The sequence below is a fragment of the Halomarina litorea genome, from assembly GCF_024227715.1.
GTDB classification, from domain to species: Archaea; Halobacteriota; Halobacteria; order Halobacteriales; family Haloarculaceae; genus Halomarina; species Halomarina litorea.
Map to the genome: position 1 here is coordinate 637,328 of NZ_CP100448.1, position 17,110 is coordinate 654,437.

The window sequence follows — 17,110 nt, forward strand, 5'->3', positions numbered from 1 at the left end:
GTAGTCGTGAAAGCGGGTCGTGGGGGCGGGGGACCTACTCCTCGTCGCGCTCGGCGTCGTCCGTGGTCGCGTCCGTCGCTTCGCTCTCCTCGCCTTCCTCCTCGTCTGCGAGCATCCGCTCGGTCAGTTCGCGGGCCTCCTCCACGATGGCCTCCGTCTCCTCGTCCATCGGGGCCGGCGGGGGGGTCGGGGTACCGTGGCCGTGTGTGGGGCTGTGGTCGTGGGCGTGGCCGGCGTCCTCGAACAGTCGCCCGGAGCGCTCGTCGTCGTGCTGGTGTTCCCCGGCCTCGTTCACCGTATCCTCGAACACCTGCGGGAACTCCTCCTCCTCGGCGTACTCGACGACGGCCTCGGCGAGTTCGGCCTCGCCCCGTTCGCCCCATCCCGGAACGTGGTCGTCCAGCCACGCCTCGTGGTCGTCGTTCCTGATGAGCGCCGTGAACGCGAGGTGGTTCGCGAGGTGCGTCGCGTCCGCCTGCGGCGTCCCACAGACCGGACAGGCGTATCCCATACACCCCGAGAGCGCCGCCAGCGGGAAAGCGGTGGCGCTGTCGGCACGAGTTTGTGATGAACAACCGTGCTCATCTCTCCCCCGCAACTGTGTTAATATAGCATATATAGATTAATATTATATGTATCGTCGGAATAGCGGTGCACATGACACCGATGCGGGTCGCGAGGGCGGTCGGCGAGGGCGCGAATCGCAACCGACGGACCACCGACGGACCTGCGGGGTGGCGCTGAGATGGCCACCGCACCAGAGACGGCCGAGCGTCCCGAGGAACCGGACGCGGAACCCGAGTCGGCCGTCGCGACGGCCCGCCGCCAGCTGGAGCGGGCCGCCGCGCACCTCGACATCGACGGCAACGTCGTCGAGCGCCTCAAACACCCCCGGCGCGTCTCACGCGTCTCGCTGCCCCTCGAACGCGACGACGGGAGCGTGACGGTGTACACGGGCTACCGCGCACAGCACGACAGCGTCCGCGGCCCCTACAAGGGCGGCCTCCGGTACCACCCCGAGGTCAGCGAGGACGAGTGCGTCGGCCTCGCGATGTGGATGACCTGGAAGTGCGCCGTGATGGACCTCCCCTTCGGCGGCGCGAAGGGCGGCGTCGTCGTCGACCCGAAGGACCTCTCGTCGGGCGAGAAGGAACGGCTGACCCGTCGGTTCGCACAGGAACTGCGCGCCGACGTCGGCCCCATGACCGACATCCCCGCCCCCGACATGGGCACCGACCCCGAGACGATGGGCTGGTTTATGGACGCCTACTCCATGCAGGAGGGCGAGACCACCCCCGGCGTCGTCACCGGCAAGCCGCCGGTCATCGGTGGCTCGTACGGCCGCGAGGAGGCCCCCGGTCGCTCCGTGGCCATCATCACCCGCGAGGCCGTCGACTACTACGACTGGGACCTCACCGACACCACCGTCGCCGTACAGGGCTTCGGGAGCGTCGGCGCGAACGCCGCCCGCCTCCTCGACGAGTGGGGTGCCACCGTCGTCGCCGTGAGCGACGTCGACGGGGCCATCTACGACCCCGACGGCCTCGACACGAACGACGTGATGGGCCACGACGAGCGCCCCGGCATGGTGTCGGGCTACGACGCCCCCGAGACGCTCTCGAACGAGGCGCTCCTCGAACTCGACGTGGACGTCCTCATCCCCGCCGCCATCGGCAACGTCGTCACCGAATCGAACGTCGCCGACGTCCGGGCGGACATGGTCGTGGAGGGCGCCAACGGGCCGACGACGTTCGCCGCCGACGAGATTCTCGAGTCCCGCGGCGTCCCCGTCATCCCGGACATCCTCGCGAACGCGGGCGGCGTCACCGTGAGCTACTTCGAGTGGCTCCAGGACATCAACCGCCGGTCGTGGTCGCTCGAACGCGTCAACCAGGAACTCGAGACGGAGATGCTCGCCGCGTGGGACGACGTCCGCTCCACGTTCGACCGCAGCGATGACCTCTCGTGGCGCGACGCCGCCTACGTCGTCGGCCTCCAGCGAGTCGTCGACGCCCACACCGCCCGCGGCCTCTGGCCGTAGGCGGGCGACGGAGGGTGTGGTTCGTACAGGGCTAGCCGAGCGTCATCCGTCGTCGGTCGGGGACCGACGGGAGTATGTCGTACGGTTGCGGGGGTCCGGATCGCACCCCAGTTCGTGGTTCGGTACCACAATTCGTTACGAATTTATTACAAATGATACGCTCTGTCGTGGTATGGAGTCCGACGAGGACGCGCTCGGGACGGCGATGCTCGACTTCCAGCGCGGCGGCCTGCGCGGCGAGGCCGTCCACCGCGACGGGGGCGAGGTGTGGCCGGCGTACATCGAGGAGAACTACTTCGGCTCCCCGAGGGACTGGCACCCCGACAGCCGGGTCCTGTACGACTCGCTCGACGGTCCCGTCCTCGACGTGGGCTGTGGCGCGGGGCAACACGCCCTGACCTTCCAGCACCGGGGCACGGAGGTGACGGCCTTCGACGTCTCGCCGAACGCCGTCCGGGCGGCCCGCGAACGCGGCGTCGAGGACGCCCGCGTGGCCGACATGTTCGACCTGCCCGGGGAGTTCCCGCGGGAGGCGTTCCGGACCGCCCTCCTCAACGGGACGCAACTCGGCCTCGGCGGGTCGCTCGCGGGCGTCTCGGAACTGCTCGCGGACCTCGCGCGGGTCACGGACGAGTCCGGGGTCGCCGTCGCCGACAGCTACGACCCGGCGCGCATCGACGCCCCCGACGAGTTCGGCGGCCACCGGCCCGACCCCCGCGAGGGCGTCTGCCGACGGGCGTTCCACGTCGAGTACGACCGCGCGGGTGAGCGACTGGTCGGGCCGTCGCTCTCGTTCGTCCTGTTCTCGCCGGCCCGCCTCCGGGACGCCTGCGTGGGGACGCCCTGGTCGGTGCGGGAGGTGCGGCGGAGGGACCCGGAGGCGCCGTACTACAAGGCGGTACTGGCGAAGCGGACCTGACTCACTCGCGCGTGCGGACCAGCACCAGCGCGTTCGTCCCGTCGGCGTAGTACCGGGGGACGGTCCGCCGGTGTTCGAACCCGTGTCGCCGGTAGAGCGCGAGCGCGGGGTCGTTGTCCTCGCGCACCTCGAGTTTCGTCGCGTGGGCGCCCTGCGCTTCGACCGTCGCCAGCGCGTGGTTCAGGAGGAGGGTCCCGACGCCCCGCCCCTGGAACTCGGGGTCGACCGCGAGGTCCTTCACGTGGCCGATGTCCCGCCCGAAGTTGGGCGTGAGGTCCGCGACGACGTAGCCCGCGACGGCGCGTTCGCCCCGTCGCCAGTCGCGCGACCCGTCGCTGTCGCCGTCGGCCGCGCACTCGGCGACCATGAACCCCGGTTCGTCGAGGAAGCGCTCGAACGCCTCGAAGGGCCACGGCTGGGGGAACACCCGGCGCTCGATGCGAAACACCTCCAGCAGGTCGCCGCGCTCCGCCTGCCGGACCGTAGGGGTGGCGTCCGCGTCGCGGGGCGTGGTCGTCACGACACCCCGTAGAACGTCGACCGGCATGAGTGGTCGGGGTGAGCGCGGTCGCTCGGTGAGGCGAAAAAATCGGAGAAATCGGGAGCGGTCTCAGTCGTCGGCGGGTGCCGCGCCGCCCTCCTCGTCGTACTGCTGGCGGGTCAGCGACAGCTTGCCGCCGGCGGCGAGGATGCGGCGCTCGCGCTCGGAGGCCTCCAGCCGGCCGGTGGCCTCCCAGTCGTCGTTGACGCGGAAGGTGAACTCCTCCTGGCCGGACTCGACGGCCTCGCTCACGTCGTCGACGATCTCGATGTCGTCGCCCTGCTCGAAGCGCTCGTAGGTCTCCTCGTCGATGACGAGGGGGAGCAGGCCGAAGTTGAAGAGGTTCGCCTTGTGGATGCGGGCGAAGCTCTGGGCGAAGACGCCCTGAATGCCGAGGTACATCGGACACAGGGCGGCGTGCTCACGCGAGGAGCCCTGCCCGTAGTTCTCGCCGGCGACGAGGAAGCCGCCGTCGCTCTCCAGTGCGCGCTCCGCGAACGTGTCGTCGACGCGCGAGAGCGTGAACTCGCTCAGTTTGGGGATGTTCGACCGGTACATCAGGATGTCCTGCGTGGCAGGGATGATGTGGTCGGTCGTGATGTTGTCCTCCATCTTGAGGAGGGCCGGCCCCTCGAGGTCGGACTCGAGGGAGTCCTTCAGCGGCACGTCGCCGATGTTGGGGCCCTTGACGAGGTCGTCGTCGACGGCCTCGTCGGGCGCGATGAGGTCCGCCTTCGAGCCGTCGTACTGCTCTGGCAGTTCGAGGCCGGGCGCCTCGAGGTCGCCGAGTTCGTCGGCGAGGTCGCGCGGGTCGACGATCTCGCCCTTGAGGGCGGCCGCGGTCGCGACTTCCGGCGAGCAGAGGTAGACGTTGTCGTCCTCGATGCCGGAGCGACCCTCGAAGTTGCGGTTGAACGTCCGCAGCGAGACGGAGTCGGAGGCGGGAACGTGGCCGATGCCGATGCAGGCACCGCACGTCGCCTCGGAGAAGTTGACGCCGGCCGCCATCATCTCCGCCGTCCAGCCCTCGCGGGCGAGCAGTTCGCTGGCCTGCTTGGAGCCGGGCGCGACGATCATCTCCGTCTTCTTGTTGATCTCGCGGCCCTCGAGCATCTTCGCGCCGGGGAGGATGTCCTCGTAGCCGCCGTTCGTACAGGAGCCGATGATGACCTGGTCGACGGACTGGCCGGCGACCTCGCGGACGGGCACCACGTTGTCGGGCATCGACGGCTTGGCGATGAGCGGTTCGAGGTCCGCGAGGTCGATGGTGATCTCGTCGGCGTACTCGGCGTCGTCGTCGGGCGAGAGTTCGACGTACTCGTCCTCACGGCCCTGCTTCGCGAGGTACTCCTTCGTCTTCTCGTCGGTGCCGAACAGCGAGGAGGTCGCGCCGAGTTCCGTCCCCATGTTCGTGATGGTCGTCCGCTCGGGCACGGAGAGGCTCTCCGCGCCGGGGCCGGTGTACTCGAAGATCTTGCCGACGCCGCCCTTCACGGAGAGACGACGGAGCATCTCGAGGATGACGTCCTTCGCGGTGGCCCACTCGGGCAGTTCGCCCTCGAGTCGCACGTTGACGACCTCGGGCATCTCGATGTAGTAGGGGCCGCCGCCCATCGCGACGGCGACGTCCAGCCCACCGGACCCGATGGCGAGCTGGCCGAGGCCGCCGGGCGTCGGCGTGTGGGAGTCCGAACCGAGGAGCGTCTTGCCGGGCGCGGCGAAGTTCTCCTTGTGGACGTTGTGGCAGATACCGTTGCCGGGGCGAGAGAAGTGCGCCCCGAACGTGCCGGCCGCAGAGCGGAGGAAGCGGTGGTCGTCCGTGTTCTTGAAGTCGAACTGGTAGGTCTGGTGGTCACAGTACTGCGCGGCGAGTTCCGTCTGGACCTCGTCGAGGCCGAGGGCCTCGAACTGGAGCCAGACCAGCGTGCCGGTCGTGTCCTGGGTGAGCACCTGGTCGATCTCGATGCCGATCTCCTCTCCCGTCTCGAGTTCTCCCTCGACGAGGTGGTCGGCGAGAATCTTCTCGGTGAGCGTCTGTCCCATATCGTGCGAACCTCGACTGCCCACGGATATAAATCACCCGTGTTCGGCCACGTTTGCGCTAGGATGGCCTAAAACCCCTGAATTCGGCAGTTCTGACCCTGAACAATCGTCGAATCCCCACGAACGATAACGAAGGTTCCGTCCCCGGAAAACCGCCAGACGGTGCCGCGGGCGCGTTCGGAAAGCGTCATGTGGTCGCTCCCGTCATCCTGCCCATGTTCAGAAGCGGCGCGTTCGTCGCAGAGCAGTGTTCGCCGGTGTCCGAAGACCAGGTCCAGCCCAACGGTCTCGACCTGACGCTCGACACCGTCTTCGAGCAGGTCACACCCGGTCGAATCGGCCGCGAAGGGAAAGACATCGGTGAGCGCCGCGAACTCGCTGCCGAGGACGACACCTTCACGCTCCCGTCGGGCGGGTACGTCCTCCGGTACGCCGAGACGGTCGGCATCCCCGCCGAGCACGTCGGGTTCATCTACCCCCGGTCGTCGCTCATGCGCAACTCCTGTATGCTCAACACGGCCGTCTGGGACGCGGGCTACCGGGGGCGGGGGGAGGGCCTCCTGCAGGTCCACCACCCGGTCGAACTGGAGGCAGGCGCGCGCGTCGCCCAGTTGGTCCTCGCGCGTGCGGACCACGAGGGGACCTACGAGGGGTCCTATCAGGGCGAGAACGTCGAGGAGTAGGTCCGCGGGCAGTCAGTAGGCGGTACTCGATGCGTTCGCCGACGAGTCGGCGCCCGCCTCGACGGTGTGTGTCGCGAGGACGACGGTGCCCCCGCAGCTGTTCTCCGCGACGGCCTCCACGACGGTGCCGGGTTCGAGCCCCTTCGTCCGGGCGACGTCGTCCGAGAAGTACGCCGCCCGCTGGATGTAGTTCTCGTAGCCCACACCCTCGTAGGTGAGGCGGACGACGGTGTCCTGGCCGACGGACGCGGCCTCGAAGGTCACGTTGTACGTGCCGTCGCCGGCGGGCGTCTGCCCGATGGTGCCCTCGGCGCTCGGTGCGGAGCAGTTCGTCGGCGTCTCGTAGCCGGGACCGCTGTCGTCGACGTACTGGAGCCAGCCGGGTTCCTCCACGACGACTTCGCCGACCGCCGAAATCTCGTGGCGCACCCCGAGTTCGTAGGCCGTCCCGTTCGCGGTGTCGACGAACTCGATGTGCCAGTCGGTGAGGCGGACGATCCCCTCGCCGTCCACGAGGAGCGTCGCGGTGAAGTTCTCGACGCGCGTGTCCTCGCCCTCGATGGTGCCGTTGCCGAGCAGGTTCTCGCCGCTCAACTGCTCGACGCCGCTGGTCTCGTAGCGCGTGACCGTGACGCCGTCGACCGTCTCGGTCCCGACGGCCTCGTAGCTGACATTCTCGCCGACGACGAGGGCGTCGGTCCCGATGGCCTCCGTGACGTTGACGGGGTCGAGGCCGAACAGGCTGTCGTCGTCGGGGTCGCTCACGCTGTACGACGCGTCCTCGGGCGAGGCGTCCTCGGAGAGCATCTGCTGCCGGTAGGTCGTCCCGTTGGCGGCCGTGTAGGTCACCGTCGTCCCGAAGAACGAGGAGCGCTCTATCGACCGGTTGGACTCGAAGTCGACCGAGAACTCGCTGGTGAGCGAGAACGTGCTGAACGGGTTCGTGGAGTCGTTCGAGGCGATGGTTATCGACCGGGTCGCGTTGAACGACCCCGCCTCACGGAGCCCCTCGGTGTGGCGCGCGCGGACGGCGTCGGGTGCGAGCGACGACAGGTCGGTCTCGGCGGGGGTAGCCGTCGCGGTCGAGTCGTTCGTCGCGGTCGCGTCCGTCGCGTTCGTATCCGTCGTTCGGTCGACTGCGGGCGTCTCCCCGGGGGTGGACGCGTCGCCCAGCAGACCGGAACAGCCGGCGGTCGTCACGAGGACCGCGAGCAAGACGACCGACAAGATGCGAGTGTGTGCCATATCCGATAGAAATTATCTATTCAGAGACTATCATTCTTGCTGTTATCACGCCAAACCATTTGACGGTCGCCCGCGTCTCCCGGTCATGACACGAACCGCGGTCATCGCCGGCGTCGGCCCGGGACTCGGGGAGTCGCTCGCCCGTCGCTTCGTCGAGGAGGGGTGTCGGGTGGGGTTGTTCGCCCGGTCGGCGGACTACCTGGAGGACCTCGCGGACGACCTCGGCGCGGACGCCCTCGCCGTCCCGACGGACCTCACCGACCCCGCCGAGGTCCGACGCGGGTTCGAGGCGGTCCGCGACGCCTTCGGCCCCGTCGACGTCCTCGTCAACCACGCGAGCGGTGCCCCGTGGAAGGGGACGATGGAGGTGTCCCCGGAGGCCTTCGAGGACGCCCTGCGGGTCGGGCCGATGGGTGCGCTCTACTGCTCGCAGGAGGCGGTCAGGGACATGCTGGACAACTACGCCGAGGAAACCTCGGCGAGCGACCAGAACGCGGGGCGTTCTGGTAGCGAGGGTGGGACGGTCGTCTTCACGGGCGCGACCACCTCCGTCCGGGGCCGTGGCGGTGCCGTCGCCTTCTCGGCGGCGAAGTTCGCCTGTCGGGGGATGGCCGAGTCGATGGCCCGCGAACTCGGCCCCGAGGGAATCCACGTCGCGCACGTCGTCATCGACGGCCAGATTCTCACCCCGAGTGCGCGCGAGTCGATGGGCGACCGCGAGGCGGACGCCTACCTCGACCCGGACGAGGTGGCAAGGCAGTACTGGAACCTCGTCGAACAGGACCGGACGGCGTGGACGCTGGAACTCGACCTCCGGCCGTCCGTCGAGGAGTTCTGACCCCTACAGCGACACCAGTTCGCCGCTCTTGTACACCGCCTCGACGTCCCTGAGCGCCCCGATGTCCGCCAGCGGGTCCGACTCAAGGGCGACGAGGTCGGCGAACCGTCCCTCCTCTACGATGCCGACGTCGTCGCCGGGGACGGTCCGGGCCGCGACGCCCGTTCCCGCCCGTATCGCGTCCATCTCGTCCACCCCCACCTCGGAGACGAGCAGTTCCGCCTCCAGCGCGTTCTCGCCGTGCGGGACGAGGGCTGGGCCGATGAAGTCCGTCCCGAGGGCGATAGGGACGCCCGCGTCGTAGGCCCGTTCGACCGACTCGAAGTGCGCCGCCTGCGCCTCGCGGGCCTTCCGCAGGCCCCACTCAGGCATGTCGTACTCGTCGCCGTACTCCACGATGCGATGCATGATGGCGAGCGTCGGGACGAAGGTGGCGTCCGTCTCCAGAAAGAGGGCGATGGCCTCGTCGTCCACGTAGAAGCCGTGTTCGATGGTGTCGACGCCGTTCTCCAGTGCGCTCTTGATGCCCGGAGCGCCCTGCGCGTGCGAGGCGACGGGGATGCCCACGCGGTGGGCCTCCTCGGTGAACGCCCGAATCTCGCGGTCCGTAAACTGGCTCTGGTCGGGGGCGTCCTTCTCCGAGAGGACGCCGCCGGTGGTCATTATCTTCAGACAGTCGACGCCCTGCCGGATGCGTCGCCGGGCCTCCTTGCGGCACTCGTCCTCGCCGTCGGCCAGCGTCGAGAGGAAGGTGCCGTTCTCCACCCACTCCAGCGGGAGGAAATGGGAGTCGCCGTGGCCCGCCGTCTGGGAGATGCTCCGCCCCGAGGTGTAGACCCGGGGGCCGGGCACCTCGCCCTCCTCGACGCCGCGCTTGAGCGCCAGTCCTGCCGTACTTCCCACGTCGCGGACGCTCGTGAAGCCCGCCGCGAGCAGTTTCCGGAGGTCGGCGGTGGCCCGCACTGCGAGCGTCGACTCGTCGGCGCGGACCCAGCGCATCGGGTCCATCGTCCGGATGCCCGAGAGGTGGACGTGGGCGTCGACGAGGCCCGGGATCACTACATCGTGTTCGTAGTGTTCGTCGTGGGCGTCGGTCGAATTGGGGTCGCCCACCTCGGCGATTCGCCCGTCCTCGTCGACGACGAGGCGGACGTCGTGGCGCGGTTCGTCGCTGGTCCCGTCGATGAGCGTGCCGCAGTCGAACGTGGTCACGTCACCCCCTGTGGGTGGTGGGGACATAGCTCTCGCGACCGGTGACCGGCGACCGCTCGGTTCCCGAGGAGGCGGTGACACCAACCGGCACTCGAACCTTTCTCCCCCTCACGCCCCTCGCGTCGAACGCATGACCCACACAGCCGAGGTCGTCTCCGTGGTCCAGTTGACCCCGACGGTCAAGCAGTTCCGCCTGCGCGTGCCGGGCCACGAGTTCGACTTCGACCCGGGCCAGCACACCACCGTCCAGTTCGACTTCGAGGGGCAGGGGCCGGAGGACACCGCCCGCGGGAACGACGACGCCGACCCGACCGGCGAACACGTCGTCCGCCCCTACACGGCGACGAACACGCCCGGGACCGACCAGATAACCCTCGCCATCAAGGCCTACGACGAGGGCCTCGCCTCGGCGTATATGCACCAGCGCCGACCGGGCGACGAGGTCGAACTCGGCGAGTTCGCGGGGAACCTCGCCGTCGAATCGTTCGAGGAGGACGTCGCCTTCGTCTCGACGGGGACGGGCATCACGCCCATGCTGGCGATGCTGAAGGCGTACCTCGAACGCGGCGAGGGCCACGTCCACTTCCTCTACGGCGAGAAGAGCGAGGAGCACGTCATCTACCGCGAGACGCTCGAACAACTGGCGAGCGAACACGAGAACCTCGACCTCACCGTCGTCCTCTCGGAGAGCGACCACACGTGGAACGGGCCGACCGGCCACGTTCAGGAGCACCTGAGCGCCCTGTTCGAGACGTTCGACGACCGCGACTTCTACGTCTGTGGCGTCCCCGAGATGGTCGTCGAGACGGCGAAGGAACTATCGGACCTCGGCGCGCCCGACGACCGGGTCCACACCGAGGGCTGGGAGGACGGGGCCGTCGAAGGGGAGTAGCGCGGCTGTCGAGCGAGAGCGGGCGGAGGAGGACCCCGGCCTCGACTTACGTCTCGGCTTCCTCGACGCCGGCCAGCAGGCCGCCGTAGCCCTCGTTCTCCGGGAACTGCGAGACGACGTCCTGTATCTGCCCCGTGCCGGTCGCCTCGACGGCGACGCTCGCGACCGCCTGCGCGGCGGTCTCGGGGTCGTCCTCAACGTCGCTCGCCTCGGCGGTGTCGGCCACGCGCTGCTTGAACGTCGGGAAGTCGAACTGCTGGCCGTGTTCGACGTCGTCGTTCAGGTAGCGCCCGATCTCCATGGGGAGCTGGGCGGCTACGTCCTCGGCTTCCTCTTCGGTGATGCGCTGACCGAGCGTCGTGAGGACCGCGCGGGTGGCGCTGTCGGCCTCGCCACGGCCGGCGAGGTCGGCGCGCTGCTGGACGGTCCCGATGAACTCGTCGTGGTCCATAGCGTCCGGGAGAACTCGCGTCAGCCACAACAGCGCTCGGCCCGCACGTGCGCGGTGTCGGCGCGCCCCGCCTACCAGGGAGTGACGCCGCCCCGGTAGTTCGCGATGCGGTCGGCCTCGCACTCCGAGAAGACGAGCATGAGCCGGGGGGAGCGACCCTCCGGCTCGACGTACCGACAGCCACAGACGCTCTCCTCGTGGTCGAACTCCTGGGCTTTCACCTGCTCGGTCTCCCACGGGTAGCCGCTGACCATCGGACTGACGACGAGGGAGTCGCCCTCCCCCGCCATGTAGCCGTGGTCGTGGCCCAGCCCGAGGGCGTGTCCGACCTCGTGGAGGAGGACCTGCAGGGCGTAGGTCGCCGTCGTGCGCTCGACGACCGGGTCGGTCTCCTCGACCGGCGGGAGCCGCGACAGCGCCTTCGCCCCGCCGACGGCCGCGACGTGCGGGACGCCGGCCCCCGTCGGGAACTCCTGCATGCTCCGGTCGGTCACGAGGAGGTTCACGTCGTCGCTGGGCGAGGGGGACCCGCGGACGGTCCCTTCGAGGAGCCGTTGGGGCCACTCGCCCCCGACGACGAGTTCGTAGGCGTTCTCCGTCGAGGTGTCGACGCGCCCGCCGAACTCGAGGACCATCGCGTCGTGACTCCCCTCGAACGCCCGTTCGAGGTAGCCCCGGACCCGGTCCCAGAGGCCGTCGTACCGGGCGGCCCCGGGGGTCAGCCAGACCTTGACGTTCAGCTGCGTCTCGGGGCCGCGGAGTCGGCCGCCGCCGAGCCCCAGCGAGCCGAGCGCGCCCACCGAGGCGACGAACGACCGCCGCGTCAGCTCTGCCATCGTCCACTGCGACCGCGGTCGGGTGCCAGCCGACCGCGTCCCGCGTCCGCCGTCCGGTCGTGTTCCAGTTCGTGTGCCATGTGTGCCACCGCCCGTGCCACCGGGCTTGCACTACCGTACCGACGACGTGACTATCCGAATTACAGCTACACTGAGAGCGCGGGCGTCCGCTGTCGGCTATGTGTATTGCGAGCGGCGTCGGGCCGCGGACGGCCCGGTGTCCGCTCAGGAAGTCTCTGCTGCGGCCTCGACCGGGGCGACCAGGCGCTCGAAGGCCCGCCCGCCACAGCCACACGCGCCGGTTTTGGTCGGGATGATGAACCGCTCACCGTCGACTCGCACGACGTAGAGGTGCGCACAGTCGACACAGCGAGCGAAGACACGTTCCCACATGGGGTACGTATGAGGCCCCGCGAGCGGATATACCCGGTTCGGTATTTCAGGACGGTCGGTTCGGGCCTCGCCGAAGACGCACACGCGAGCACCGAATCGATCGTGCGCGCCCTCCGCCCGGTCGTCCCGGACGGTGCCGGGAAGGGATTTTCCCCCGTGGCGCTCCTCTCTCCGGCGATGGAGTACGCCGCGCTGGTCGACGTCTACCGCCGCCTCGACGCGACGGCGTCGAACAACGAGAAGACGGCCATCCTCGCGGGAACGTTCGCGGACGCCGACGCCGACCACCTTCCCCTGCTGGTGACGCTCGTCCGCGGGAGCGTGTTCGCGGCGTGGGAACCGGACGAACTCGGCGTCTCGTCCAGTCTGGCCACCGACGCCGTCGTGCGCGCGACGGGCGTGGACGCGGACCGGGTCGCCGCGTGGGAGGAGGCGAGCGGCGACCTGGGGAACGCCGCCGCCCGCGCCGCCGAGAACGCCACCCAGCAGACGCTCTTCTCGACCCCGCTTGACGTGCGGTCGGTGGTCGAGACGTTCCGCGAGACGGCGGGCTACGAGGGCGCGGGGAGCCAGGGCCGGCGCGTCGACGCCGTCGCCAACCTGCTGTCGCGTGCCGACCCCGAGGAGGCGCGCTACGTCGTCCGCACCACCCTCGGCCACCTGCGCGTCGGCGTCGGTGAGGGGACGGTCCGCGACGCCATCGCGCTGGCGTTCCTCACCGACCTCGACCCGACGGACCCGGACTCGGTCTCGGACCTGCCCGACGGGGCGGTCGCGTCGGTCGAACGCGCCCACCAGGTGACCAACGACTTCCGCGTCGTCGCGACCACGGCCCGCGACGCGGGCGAGACGGGCCTCGCCGACCTCGACGTCGAACTGTTCCGGCCCGTCGGCGCGATGCTGGCGCGCAAGGCCGACTCGCTCGCCGCGGGTGTCGACGCCGTCGCCCCGGCGGGGAGCGCCCTCCTCGAACACAAGTACGACGGCGCGCGGGTCCAGGTTCACAAGCGAGGCGAGGAGGTGCGGGTGTTCACCCGCCGCCTTGCCGACGTCACCGCGCAGTTCCCGGATCTCGTGGCGGCGGTCCGCGAGGGCGTCAGCGCCGACGCCTGCATCCTCGACGGGGAGGCGGTCGGCGTCGACCCCGACACCGGCCGGCCCGTCCCCTTCCAGGAGTTCTCCCGGCGCATCAAGCGCGAACACGACGTCCGGGAACTGGTCGAGGCGATACCGGTGGCGCTCTACTGTTTCGACTGCCTCGTCGTCGACGGCGAGTCGCTGCTGGACGCCCCCCTCGACGAGCGACTGGCCCGACTGGACGCGGTCCTCGACCCGGTCCCGGGGGACATCGAGCGGGCGGCCCACGTCCGGCCCGGGGGCGAGGCGGACGCCGAGGCGTTCTACCGCGAGGCGGTCGACGCCGGCCACGAAGGGGTGATGCTCAAGAATCTGGAGGCGACCTACCAGCCCGGGCGGCGAGTCGGGACGATGATGAAGGTGAAACCGACGATGGAGACGCTGGACCTCGTCGTCCCGCGCGCCCAGCGTTCCAGCGGGCGGCGCAGCGACTACCTCGGTCGCCTCTTCCTCGCGTGCTACGACGCCGAGGCCGACGCCTTCCGCGAGGTGGGCCGCCTCTCGACGGGCTACACCGACGAGGAACTCGAAGCCCTCACCGCGCGCCTCGAACCGCTGGTCGAGGGGCGGGAGGGGCCCATCCTCGACGTGCGACCCGAGGTGGTCCTCGAAATCGAGTACGAGGAGATACAGGCCTCCACCGAGTACGACTCCGGGTTCGCGCTGCGCTTCCCCCGGTTCCTGCGAGTGCGCGAGGACCTCGCGCCCACCGACGCGGACACCCTCGACCGAGTCACCGACCGCTACGAGTCACAGTCGGCGTGAGCCGTCCCCGGACGGCACGCCGACGCGCGGACAACGCCCATACCCTTCCGGCCCCTCGGTTCACGGGTGCAGGAGACGGTCCGATACCGCGACGGCATCCAGTTCGACCGCTCGTCCGGCGAGACGGTGGTGGCCGACGCGAACCGGCCGACGGGCGACGTGAACGTGCTCACCCACGCCCACGGCGACCACCTCTTCCGGGAAGCCCCCGACGAGGTGGTCTGTTCGCCCCTGACGGCGGACCTCGCGCGCGCCCGCCGCGAGGACGCCGCGTTCTCGGTCGCGGGCCACCCCGCGATCGACCTCCTCCCCTCGGGGCACGTCGCCGGGTCGACGGCAGCGCTGGTCACCGACGAGGCCACGGGCGAGCGACTGCTCTACACGGGCGACGTCTCCACGCGCGACCGGGACTATCTGACGGGGTTCGACCCCGTCCCCGCCGACGCCCTCGTCGTGGAGACGACCTACGGGAAACCGGAGTACGTCTTCCCCGAGCAGTCGGCGCTCGAGGCCGAAATCGTCGACTGGCTTGACGACACGGACGCCCCGGTGCTCCTGTTCGGCTACTCGCTCGGGCGCGCCCAGAAACTCCAGTCGCTCGTCGGGCGCTCCGACCGGTCTCGCCTGTTCGTCACGCGGGCCGTCGCGCGAATCAACGAGGTGGTCGAGGCCCACCTCGACGTGGACTTCGGCGCGCAACGCTACACGGAGGACGTGGAACTGGGGCCGGGCGACGCCCTCGTCCTCCCCACGCAGACGAACAACCTGCGCTTCGTCGACCACATCGCGCGGAACACGGGGGCGGTGAAGGCGGGCTTCTCGGGGTGGGCCGTCGAGGAGTCGTTCCGGTACCGGGGCGACTACGACGAGACGTTCGTCCTCTCGGACCACTGTGACTTCCGCGAACTGGTCGACCTCGTCCGGGCCGTCGACCCGGAGGTGGTGTACACCCACCACGGGTTCGCCGACGAGTTCGCCACCCACCTGGCGCGCGAGGGGTACACGTCGCGGACGCTCAAACGAAACCAGACCTCGCTCGGCGACTTCTGACTACTCTGCGGGTTCGCAGGCCGTCGCGCCGCAGTCGTCGCAGACGACTTCCGCGGGTGGGTCCGTGGTCGTCCGCTCCGCCCCGCAGGCCGTACACCGAACCCGACGCCCGTCAACCACTCCTTCGTCGCCGGTGGGCGCGCCGTCGCTCAGGATGTCGTCGATGTCGTCTGCGAGCCCCATGATACGTGACACTCTCTCGTACGAGAACTTATCTGTTCCCCTCGGACGCCCTCGTCTTCTCACACCGCTCCGGCTCAGTCGAGGGTGACCCGCGAGAGGTCCGCGTCGAGTGCGTCGACGTGGGCGTTGAACGCGTCGACGAACCCGGCGAAGTCGTCGGCGAGTGCGCGCACGTCGGGGGCCGAGGCGGGGCCGTACTGCGAGAGGAGGTAGACGCCGCCCTCGCCGCCGACCCGGAGGTACGACGCCCGGTCGCGCTCCCACTTCAGTTCCCAGCGGGTCCCGCCCACTCGCGTCGCGTACGTCCCGTACTCGTCGCCCCCGAAGCGGTGGAGTTCGCCGGCCATCGCGTCGGCCGCCTCGCGCATCCGACCCGCGATGCGGTCGCGTTCCGCGACGACGGACTCCGCGGAGGCCACCTCGGGGAACTCGTCGGCCGCGTCGTCGAAGAGTCCATCGAGGGACTCGACGTAGTCGTTGAACGCCTCGACGAACGCGTCGTAGTCGGCCCTCGCCCGGGCGAGGGCCTCCGGGTCCGGCGGGCGGTGCGTCGAGACGACGTACGTCTCCCCCCCGGACTTCCCCTCGAATCGGAGGTACTGGACGGCCCCCGCCTCGTACTTGAGCGTCCACTTGCCCCGGTCGGTGCTGAACGACCGCTGGCCGTAGTCCCCGCCGTCCAGCAAGGCGAGTTCGCGGGCCATCTCCCCGGCGTGTTCGGTCATCCGTGCCACCACCTCGTCGCGTTCCGCGGCGGCGTCCTCGGCCCCCGACACCGGCGTCTCCGTCCCCTCTGTCATCCCTCGAACCGAGGGGTGGCGAGCGGATAACGCCTCTGGACGCGGGGTCGGACGGGTCGCCGGCGAGGGCGAGACTCTTTGCCCTCGACGTGGGAGTACGGGTATGGGAGAGACGAACGGGCCGTCGGCGGACCTGTTCGACCCGATGACGACGCCGCAGGCAGACCGCGAGCGGTGGCTCGTCCTCAACCCGACCAGCGGAACCGCCGACCACACCGACCACGTCCGGGCGCTCGCGGAGGAACACGGCTACCACGTCGAGGAGACGGAGTGGGCGGGCCACGCCGTCGACCTCGCCGAAATCGCCGCCGAGGAGGGCGCCGACGTGGTGGCCGCCGCGGGCGGCGACGGCACGGTCCACGAGGTGGTCCAGGGCCTCGCCCGGACGGACGCCCTCGACACGACGACGCTCGCCGTCGTCCCCACCGGGACGGAGAACATCTTCGCGTCGAACCTCGGCATCCACGACGCCGAACAGGCCTTCGGCGTGGTCGAGACGGGCGCCCGCCGCTACCTCGACGTGGGTGTCACCGACGACGACGAACCGTTCGTGATGTCCTGTATCGCCGGTCTCCCGGCCGACGCGAGCGTCGGCGCCACCGACGAGATGAAAGAGCGCTTCGGGTCGCTCGCGTTCGTCATCAGCGGGATACAGGAGATGGCGACCTTCGACGGACTCCACATCGACCTCTCGCTGGTCGTCGACGGCGAGGAGCGCACGTGGTCCGGCGACGCCCTCTGTACCCTCGTCGGGAACGTCCGACGGTTCACCGGCGAGGGCGGACAGGCGAACATCGAGGACGGCCGGTTCGAGGTCGTCGTCATCGAGCAGATGCCGACGAGCAACGTCGTCGCCGAGGGTATCGCCCACCGACTGCTGGGACAGGACACCGAACACGTTCACCACTTCCAGGCGAGTCAGGTCGAAATCGCCTCGCGAGAGGGCGACGACATCGACTTCAGCCTCGACGGAGAACTGCGCTCGCACGACGGCCTCTACTTGCACACCTACCCCACGGCCCTCCGCGTCTGCGTCGGCCCGGACTACGACCCGTTCGTGGGCGACACCTGACCGTCCCTT

At 69.7% G+C, this 17,110-nt stretch carries 18 protein-coding genes; 8 read left to right on the forward strand and 10 right to left on the reverse strand.

The features are described 5' to 3' along the window. Window positions 1-34 precede the first annotated feature (34 nt). The gene (locus tag NKG96_RS03515) at window positions 35-511 is read right to left on the reverse strand and encodes a DUF5810 domain-containing protein (protein ID WP_254537075.1); all 477 of its coding nucleotides are present in this window, start codon (window positions 509-511) and stop codon (window positions 35-37) included. 234 nt (window positions 512-745) lie between these two features. Between NKG96_RS03515 and gdhB the strand changes: the two genes are divergently transcribed. Together gdhB and NKG96_RS03525 are read left to right on the forward strand one after the other, a co-directional pair. Next, window positions 746-2,041 carry a glutamate dehydrogenase GdhB gene (gene gdhB / locus NKG96_RS03520; RefSeq protein WP_254537076.1) on the forward strand — a complete coding sequence of 432 codons (1,296 nt, stop codon included), beginning with the start codon at window positions 746-748 and terminating at the stop codon, window positions 2,039-2,041. Between the two features lie 172 nt (window positions 2,042-2,213). Then, complete coding sequence (locus NKG96_RS03525; RefSeq protein WP_254537077.1) at window positions 2,214-2,960, forward strand: class I SAM-dependent methyltransferase; 747 nt, start codon at window positions 2,214-2,216, stop codon at window positions 2,958-2,960. Window position 2,961: 1 nt separating this feature from the next. On the opposite strand, the gene NKG96_RS03530 is transcribed toward NKG96_RS03525, so the two are convergent. After that, window positions 2,962-3,507: a GNAT family N-acetyltransferase gene (locus NKG96_RS03530; protein WP_254537078.1), complete on the reverse strand. Its 546-nt coding sequence runs from the start codon at window positions 3,505-3,507 to the stop codon at window positions 2,962-2,964. Window positions 3,508-3,570: 63 nt separating this feature from the next. Beyond that, window positions 3,571-5,544 (reverse strand): aconitate hydratase, encoded by a 1,974-nt coding sequence (locus NKG96_RS03535; RefSeq protein WP_254537079.1) that lies wholly within the window; start codon window positions 5,542-5,544, stop codon window positions 3,571-3,573. A 215-nt stretch (window positions 5,545-5,759) separates the two neighbouring features. On the opposite strand from NKG96_RS03535, the gene NKG96_RS03540 reads away from it, so the two are divergent. Further along, window positions 5,760-6,227 carry a deoxyuridine 5'-triphosphate nucleotidohydrolase gene (locus NKG96_RS03540; RefSeq protein WP_254537080.1) on the forward strand — a complete coding sequence of 156 codons (468 nt, stop codon included), beginning with the start codon at window positions 5,760-5,762 and terminating at the stop codon, window positions 6,225-6,227. Window positions 6,228-6,239: 12 nt separating this feature from the next. Here the strand turns inward: NKG96_RS03540 and NKG96_RS03545 are convergent, their stop codons facing one another. Beyond that, window positions 6,240-7,472 (reverse strand): DUF7537 family lipoprotein, encoded by a 1,233-nt coding sequence (locus tag NKG96_RS03545; protein WP_254537081.1) that lies wholly within the window; start codon window positions 7,470-7,472, stop codon window positions 6,240-6,242. Between the two features lie 85 nt (window positions 7,473-7,557). On the opposite strand from NKG96_RS03545, the gene NKG96_RS03550 reads away from it, so the two are divergent. After that, window positions 7,558-8,310, forward strand: a complete 753-nt coding sequence (locus NKG96_RS03550) for an SDR family NAD(P)-dependent oxidoreductase (protein ID WP_254537082.1) — start codon at window positions 7,558-7,560, stop codon at window positions 8,308-8,310. A gap of 3 nt (window positions 8,311-8,313) precedes the next feature. On the opposite strand, the gene NKG96_RS03555 is transcribed toward NKG96_RS03550, so the two are convergent. Beyond that, a complete protein-coding gene (locus NKG96_RS03555) occupies window positions 8,314-9,522 on the reverse strand; it encodes a metal-dependent hydrolase family protein (protein ID WP_254537083.1) in 1,209 nt (402 codons plus the stop codon). Window positions 9,523-9,652: 130 nt separating this feature from the next. Between NKG96_RS03555 and NKG96_RS03560 the strand changes: the two genes are divergently transcribed. Next, window positions 9,653-10,414 (forward strand): ferredoxin--NADP reductase, encoded by a 762-nt coding sequence (locus tag NKG96_RS03560; RefSeq protein ID WP_254537084.1) that lies wholly within the window; start codon window positions 9,653-9,655, stop codon window positions 10,412-10,414. A gap of 46 nt (window positions 10,415-10,460) precedes the next feature. Here NKG96_RS03560 and NKG96_RS03565 read toward each other — a convergent pair whose 3' ends face one another. From NKG96_RS03565 to NKG96_RS03575, 3 genes are all read right to left on the reverse strand, one after another. Beyond that, entirely contained in the window at window positions 10,461-10,865 is a 405-nt protein-coding gene (locus NKG96_RS03565) for a DUF2267 domain-containing protein (RefSeq protein ID WP_254537085.1), read from the reverse strand. A gap of 71 nt (window positions 10,866-10,936) precedes the next feature. Continuing rightward, entirely contained in the window at window positions 10,937-11,701 is a 765-nt protein-coding gene (locus NKG96_RS03570) for a hypothetical protein (RefSeq protein WP_254537086.1), read from the reverse strand. 225 nt (window positions 11,702-11,926) lie between these two features. Further along, on the reverse strand, window positions 11,927-12,094 hold the full coding sequence (locus tag NKG96_RS03575; RefSeq protein WP_254537087.1) for a hypothetical protein: 168 nt from the start codon (window positions 12,092-12,094) through the stop codon (window positions 11,927-11,929). 177 nt (window positions 12,095-12,271) lie between these two features. Between NKG96_RS03575 and NKG96_RS03580 the strand changes: the two genes are divergently transcribed. Both NKG96_RS03580 and NKG96_RS03585 read left to right on the forward strand, forming a co-directional pair. Beyond that, window positions 12,272-13,996, forward strand: a complete 1,725-nt coding sequence (locus tag NKG96_RS03580) for an ATP-dependent DNA ligase (protein ID WP_254537088.1) — start codon at window positions 12,272-12,274, stop codon at window positions 13,994-13,996. 66 nt (window positions 13,997-14,062) lie between these two features. Next, complete coding sequence (locus tag NKG96_RS03585; protein WP_254537089.1) at window positions 14,063-15,046, forward strand: mRNA 3'-end processing factor; 984 nt, start codon at window positions 14,063-14,065, stop codon at window positions 15,044-15,046. On the opposite strand, the gene NKG96_RS03590 is transcribed toward NKG96_RS03585, so the two are convergent. Both NKG96_RS03590 and NKG96_RS03595 read right to left on the reverse strand, forming a co-directional pair. Continuing rightward, entirely contained in the window at window positions 15,047-15,229 is a 183-nt protein-coding gene (locus tag NKG96_RS03590) for a hypothetical protein (protein WP_254537090.1), read from the reverse strand. It lies immediately after the preceding gene. 74 nt (window positions 15,230-15,303) lie between these two features. Next, window positions 15,304-16,029, reverse strand: coding sequence for a profilin-fold protein (locus tag NKG96_RS03595; protein WP_254537091.1), 726 nt, complete (start codon window positions 16,027-16,029; stop codon window positions 15,304-15,306). Between the two features lie 103 nt (window positions 16,030-16,132). Between NKG96_RS03595 and NKG96_RS03600 the strand changes: the two genes are divergently transcribed. Next, window positions 16,133-17,101 (forward strand): diacylglycerol/lipid kinase family protein, encoded by a 969-nt coding sequence (locus tag NKG96_RS03600; RefSeq protein ID WP_254537092.1) that lies wholly within the window; start codon window positions 16,133-16,135, stop codon window positions 17,099-17,101. Window positions 17,102-17,110 lie beyond the last annotated feature (9 nt).

What these genes read in the sequence shown, in the direction of transcription:
- NKG96_RS03545 (WP_254537081.1), bottom strand. Translation starts at nt 7,472, where the DNA reads ATGGCACACACTCGCATCTTGTCGGTCGTCTTGCTCGCGGTCCTCGTG.
- gdhB (WP_254537076.1), top strand. Translation starts at nt 746, where the DNA reads ATGGCCACCGCACCAGAGACGGCCGAGCGTCCCGAGGAACCGGACGCG.
- NKG96_RS03565 (WP_254537085.1), bottom strand. Translation starts at nt 10,865, where the DNA reads ATGGACCACGACGAGTTCATCGGGACCGTCCAGCAGCGCGCCGACCTC.
- NKG96_RS03515 (WP_254537075.1), bottom strand. Translation starts at nt 511, where the DNA reads ATGGGATACGCCTGTCCGGTCTGTGGGACGCCGCAGGCGGACGCGACG.
- NKG96_RS03575 (WP_254537087.1), bottom strand. Translation starts at nt 12,094, where the DNA reads ATGTGGGAACGTGTCTTCGCTCGCTGTGTCGACTGTGCGCACCTCTAC.
- NKG96_RS03540 (WP_254537080.1), top strand. Translation starts at nt 5,760, where the DNA reads ATGTTCAGAAGCGGCGCGTTCGTCGCAGAGCAGTGTTCGCCGGTGTCC.
- NKG96_RS03590 (WP_254537090.1), bottom strand. Translation starts at nt 15,229, where the DNA reads ATGGGGCTCGCAGACGACATCGACGACATCCTGAGCGACGGCGCGCCC.
- NKG96_RS03580 (WP_254537088.1), top strand. Translation starts at nt 12,272, where the DNA reads ATGGAGTACGCCGCGCTGGTCGACGTCTACCGCCGCCTCGACGCGACG.
- NKG96_RS03595 (WP_254537091.1), bottom strand. Translation starts at nt 16,029, where the DNA reads ATGACAGAGGGGACGGAGACGCCGGTGTCGGGGGCCGAGGACGCCGCC.
- NKG96_RS03570 (WP_254537086.1), bottom strand. Translation starts at nt 11,701, where the DNA reads ATGGCAGAGCTGACGCGGCGGTCGTTCGTCGCCTCGGTGGGCGCGCTC.
- NKG96_RS03550 (WP_254537082.1), top strand. Translation starts at nt 7,558, where the DNA reads ATGACACGAACCGCGGTCATCGCCGGCGTCGGCCCGGGACTCGGGGAG.
- NKG96_RS03600 (WP_254537092.1), top strand. Translation starts at nt 16,133, where the DNA reads ATGGGAGAGACGAACGGGCCGTCGGCGGACCTGTTCGACCCGATGACG.
- NKG96_RS03535 (WP_254537079.1), bottom strand. Translation starts at nt 5,544, where the DNA reads ATGGGACAGACGCTCACCGAGAAGATTCTCGCCGACCACCTCGTCGAG.
- NKG96_RS03560 (WP_254537084.1), top strand. Translation starts at nt 9,653, where the DNA reads ATGACCCACACAGCCGAGGTCGTCTCCGTGGTCCAGTTGACCCCGACG.
- NKG96_RS03530 (WP_254537078.1), bottom strand. Translation starts at nt 3,507, where the DNA reads ATGCCGGTCGACGTTCTACGGGGTGTCGTGACGACCACGCCCCGCGAC.
- NKG96_RS03525 (WP_254537077.1), top strand. Translation starts at nt 2,214, where the DNA reads ATGGAGTCCGACGAGGACGCGCTCGGGACGGCGATGCTCGACTTCCAG.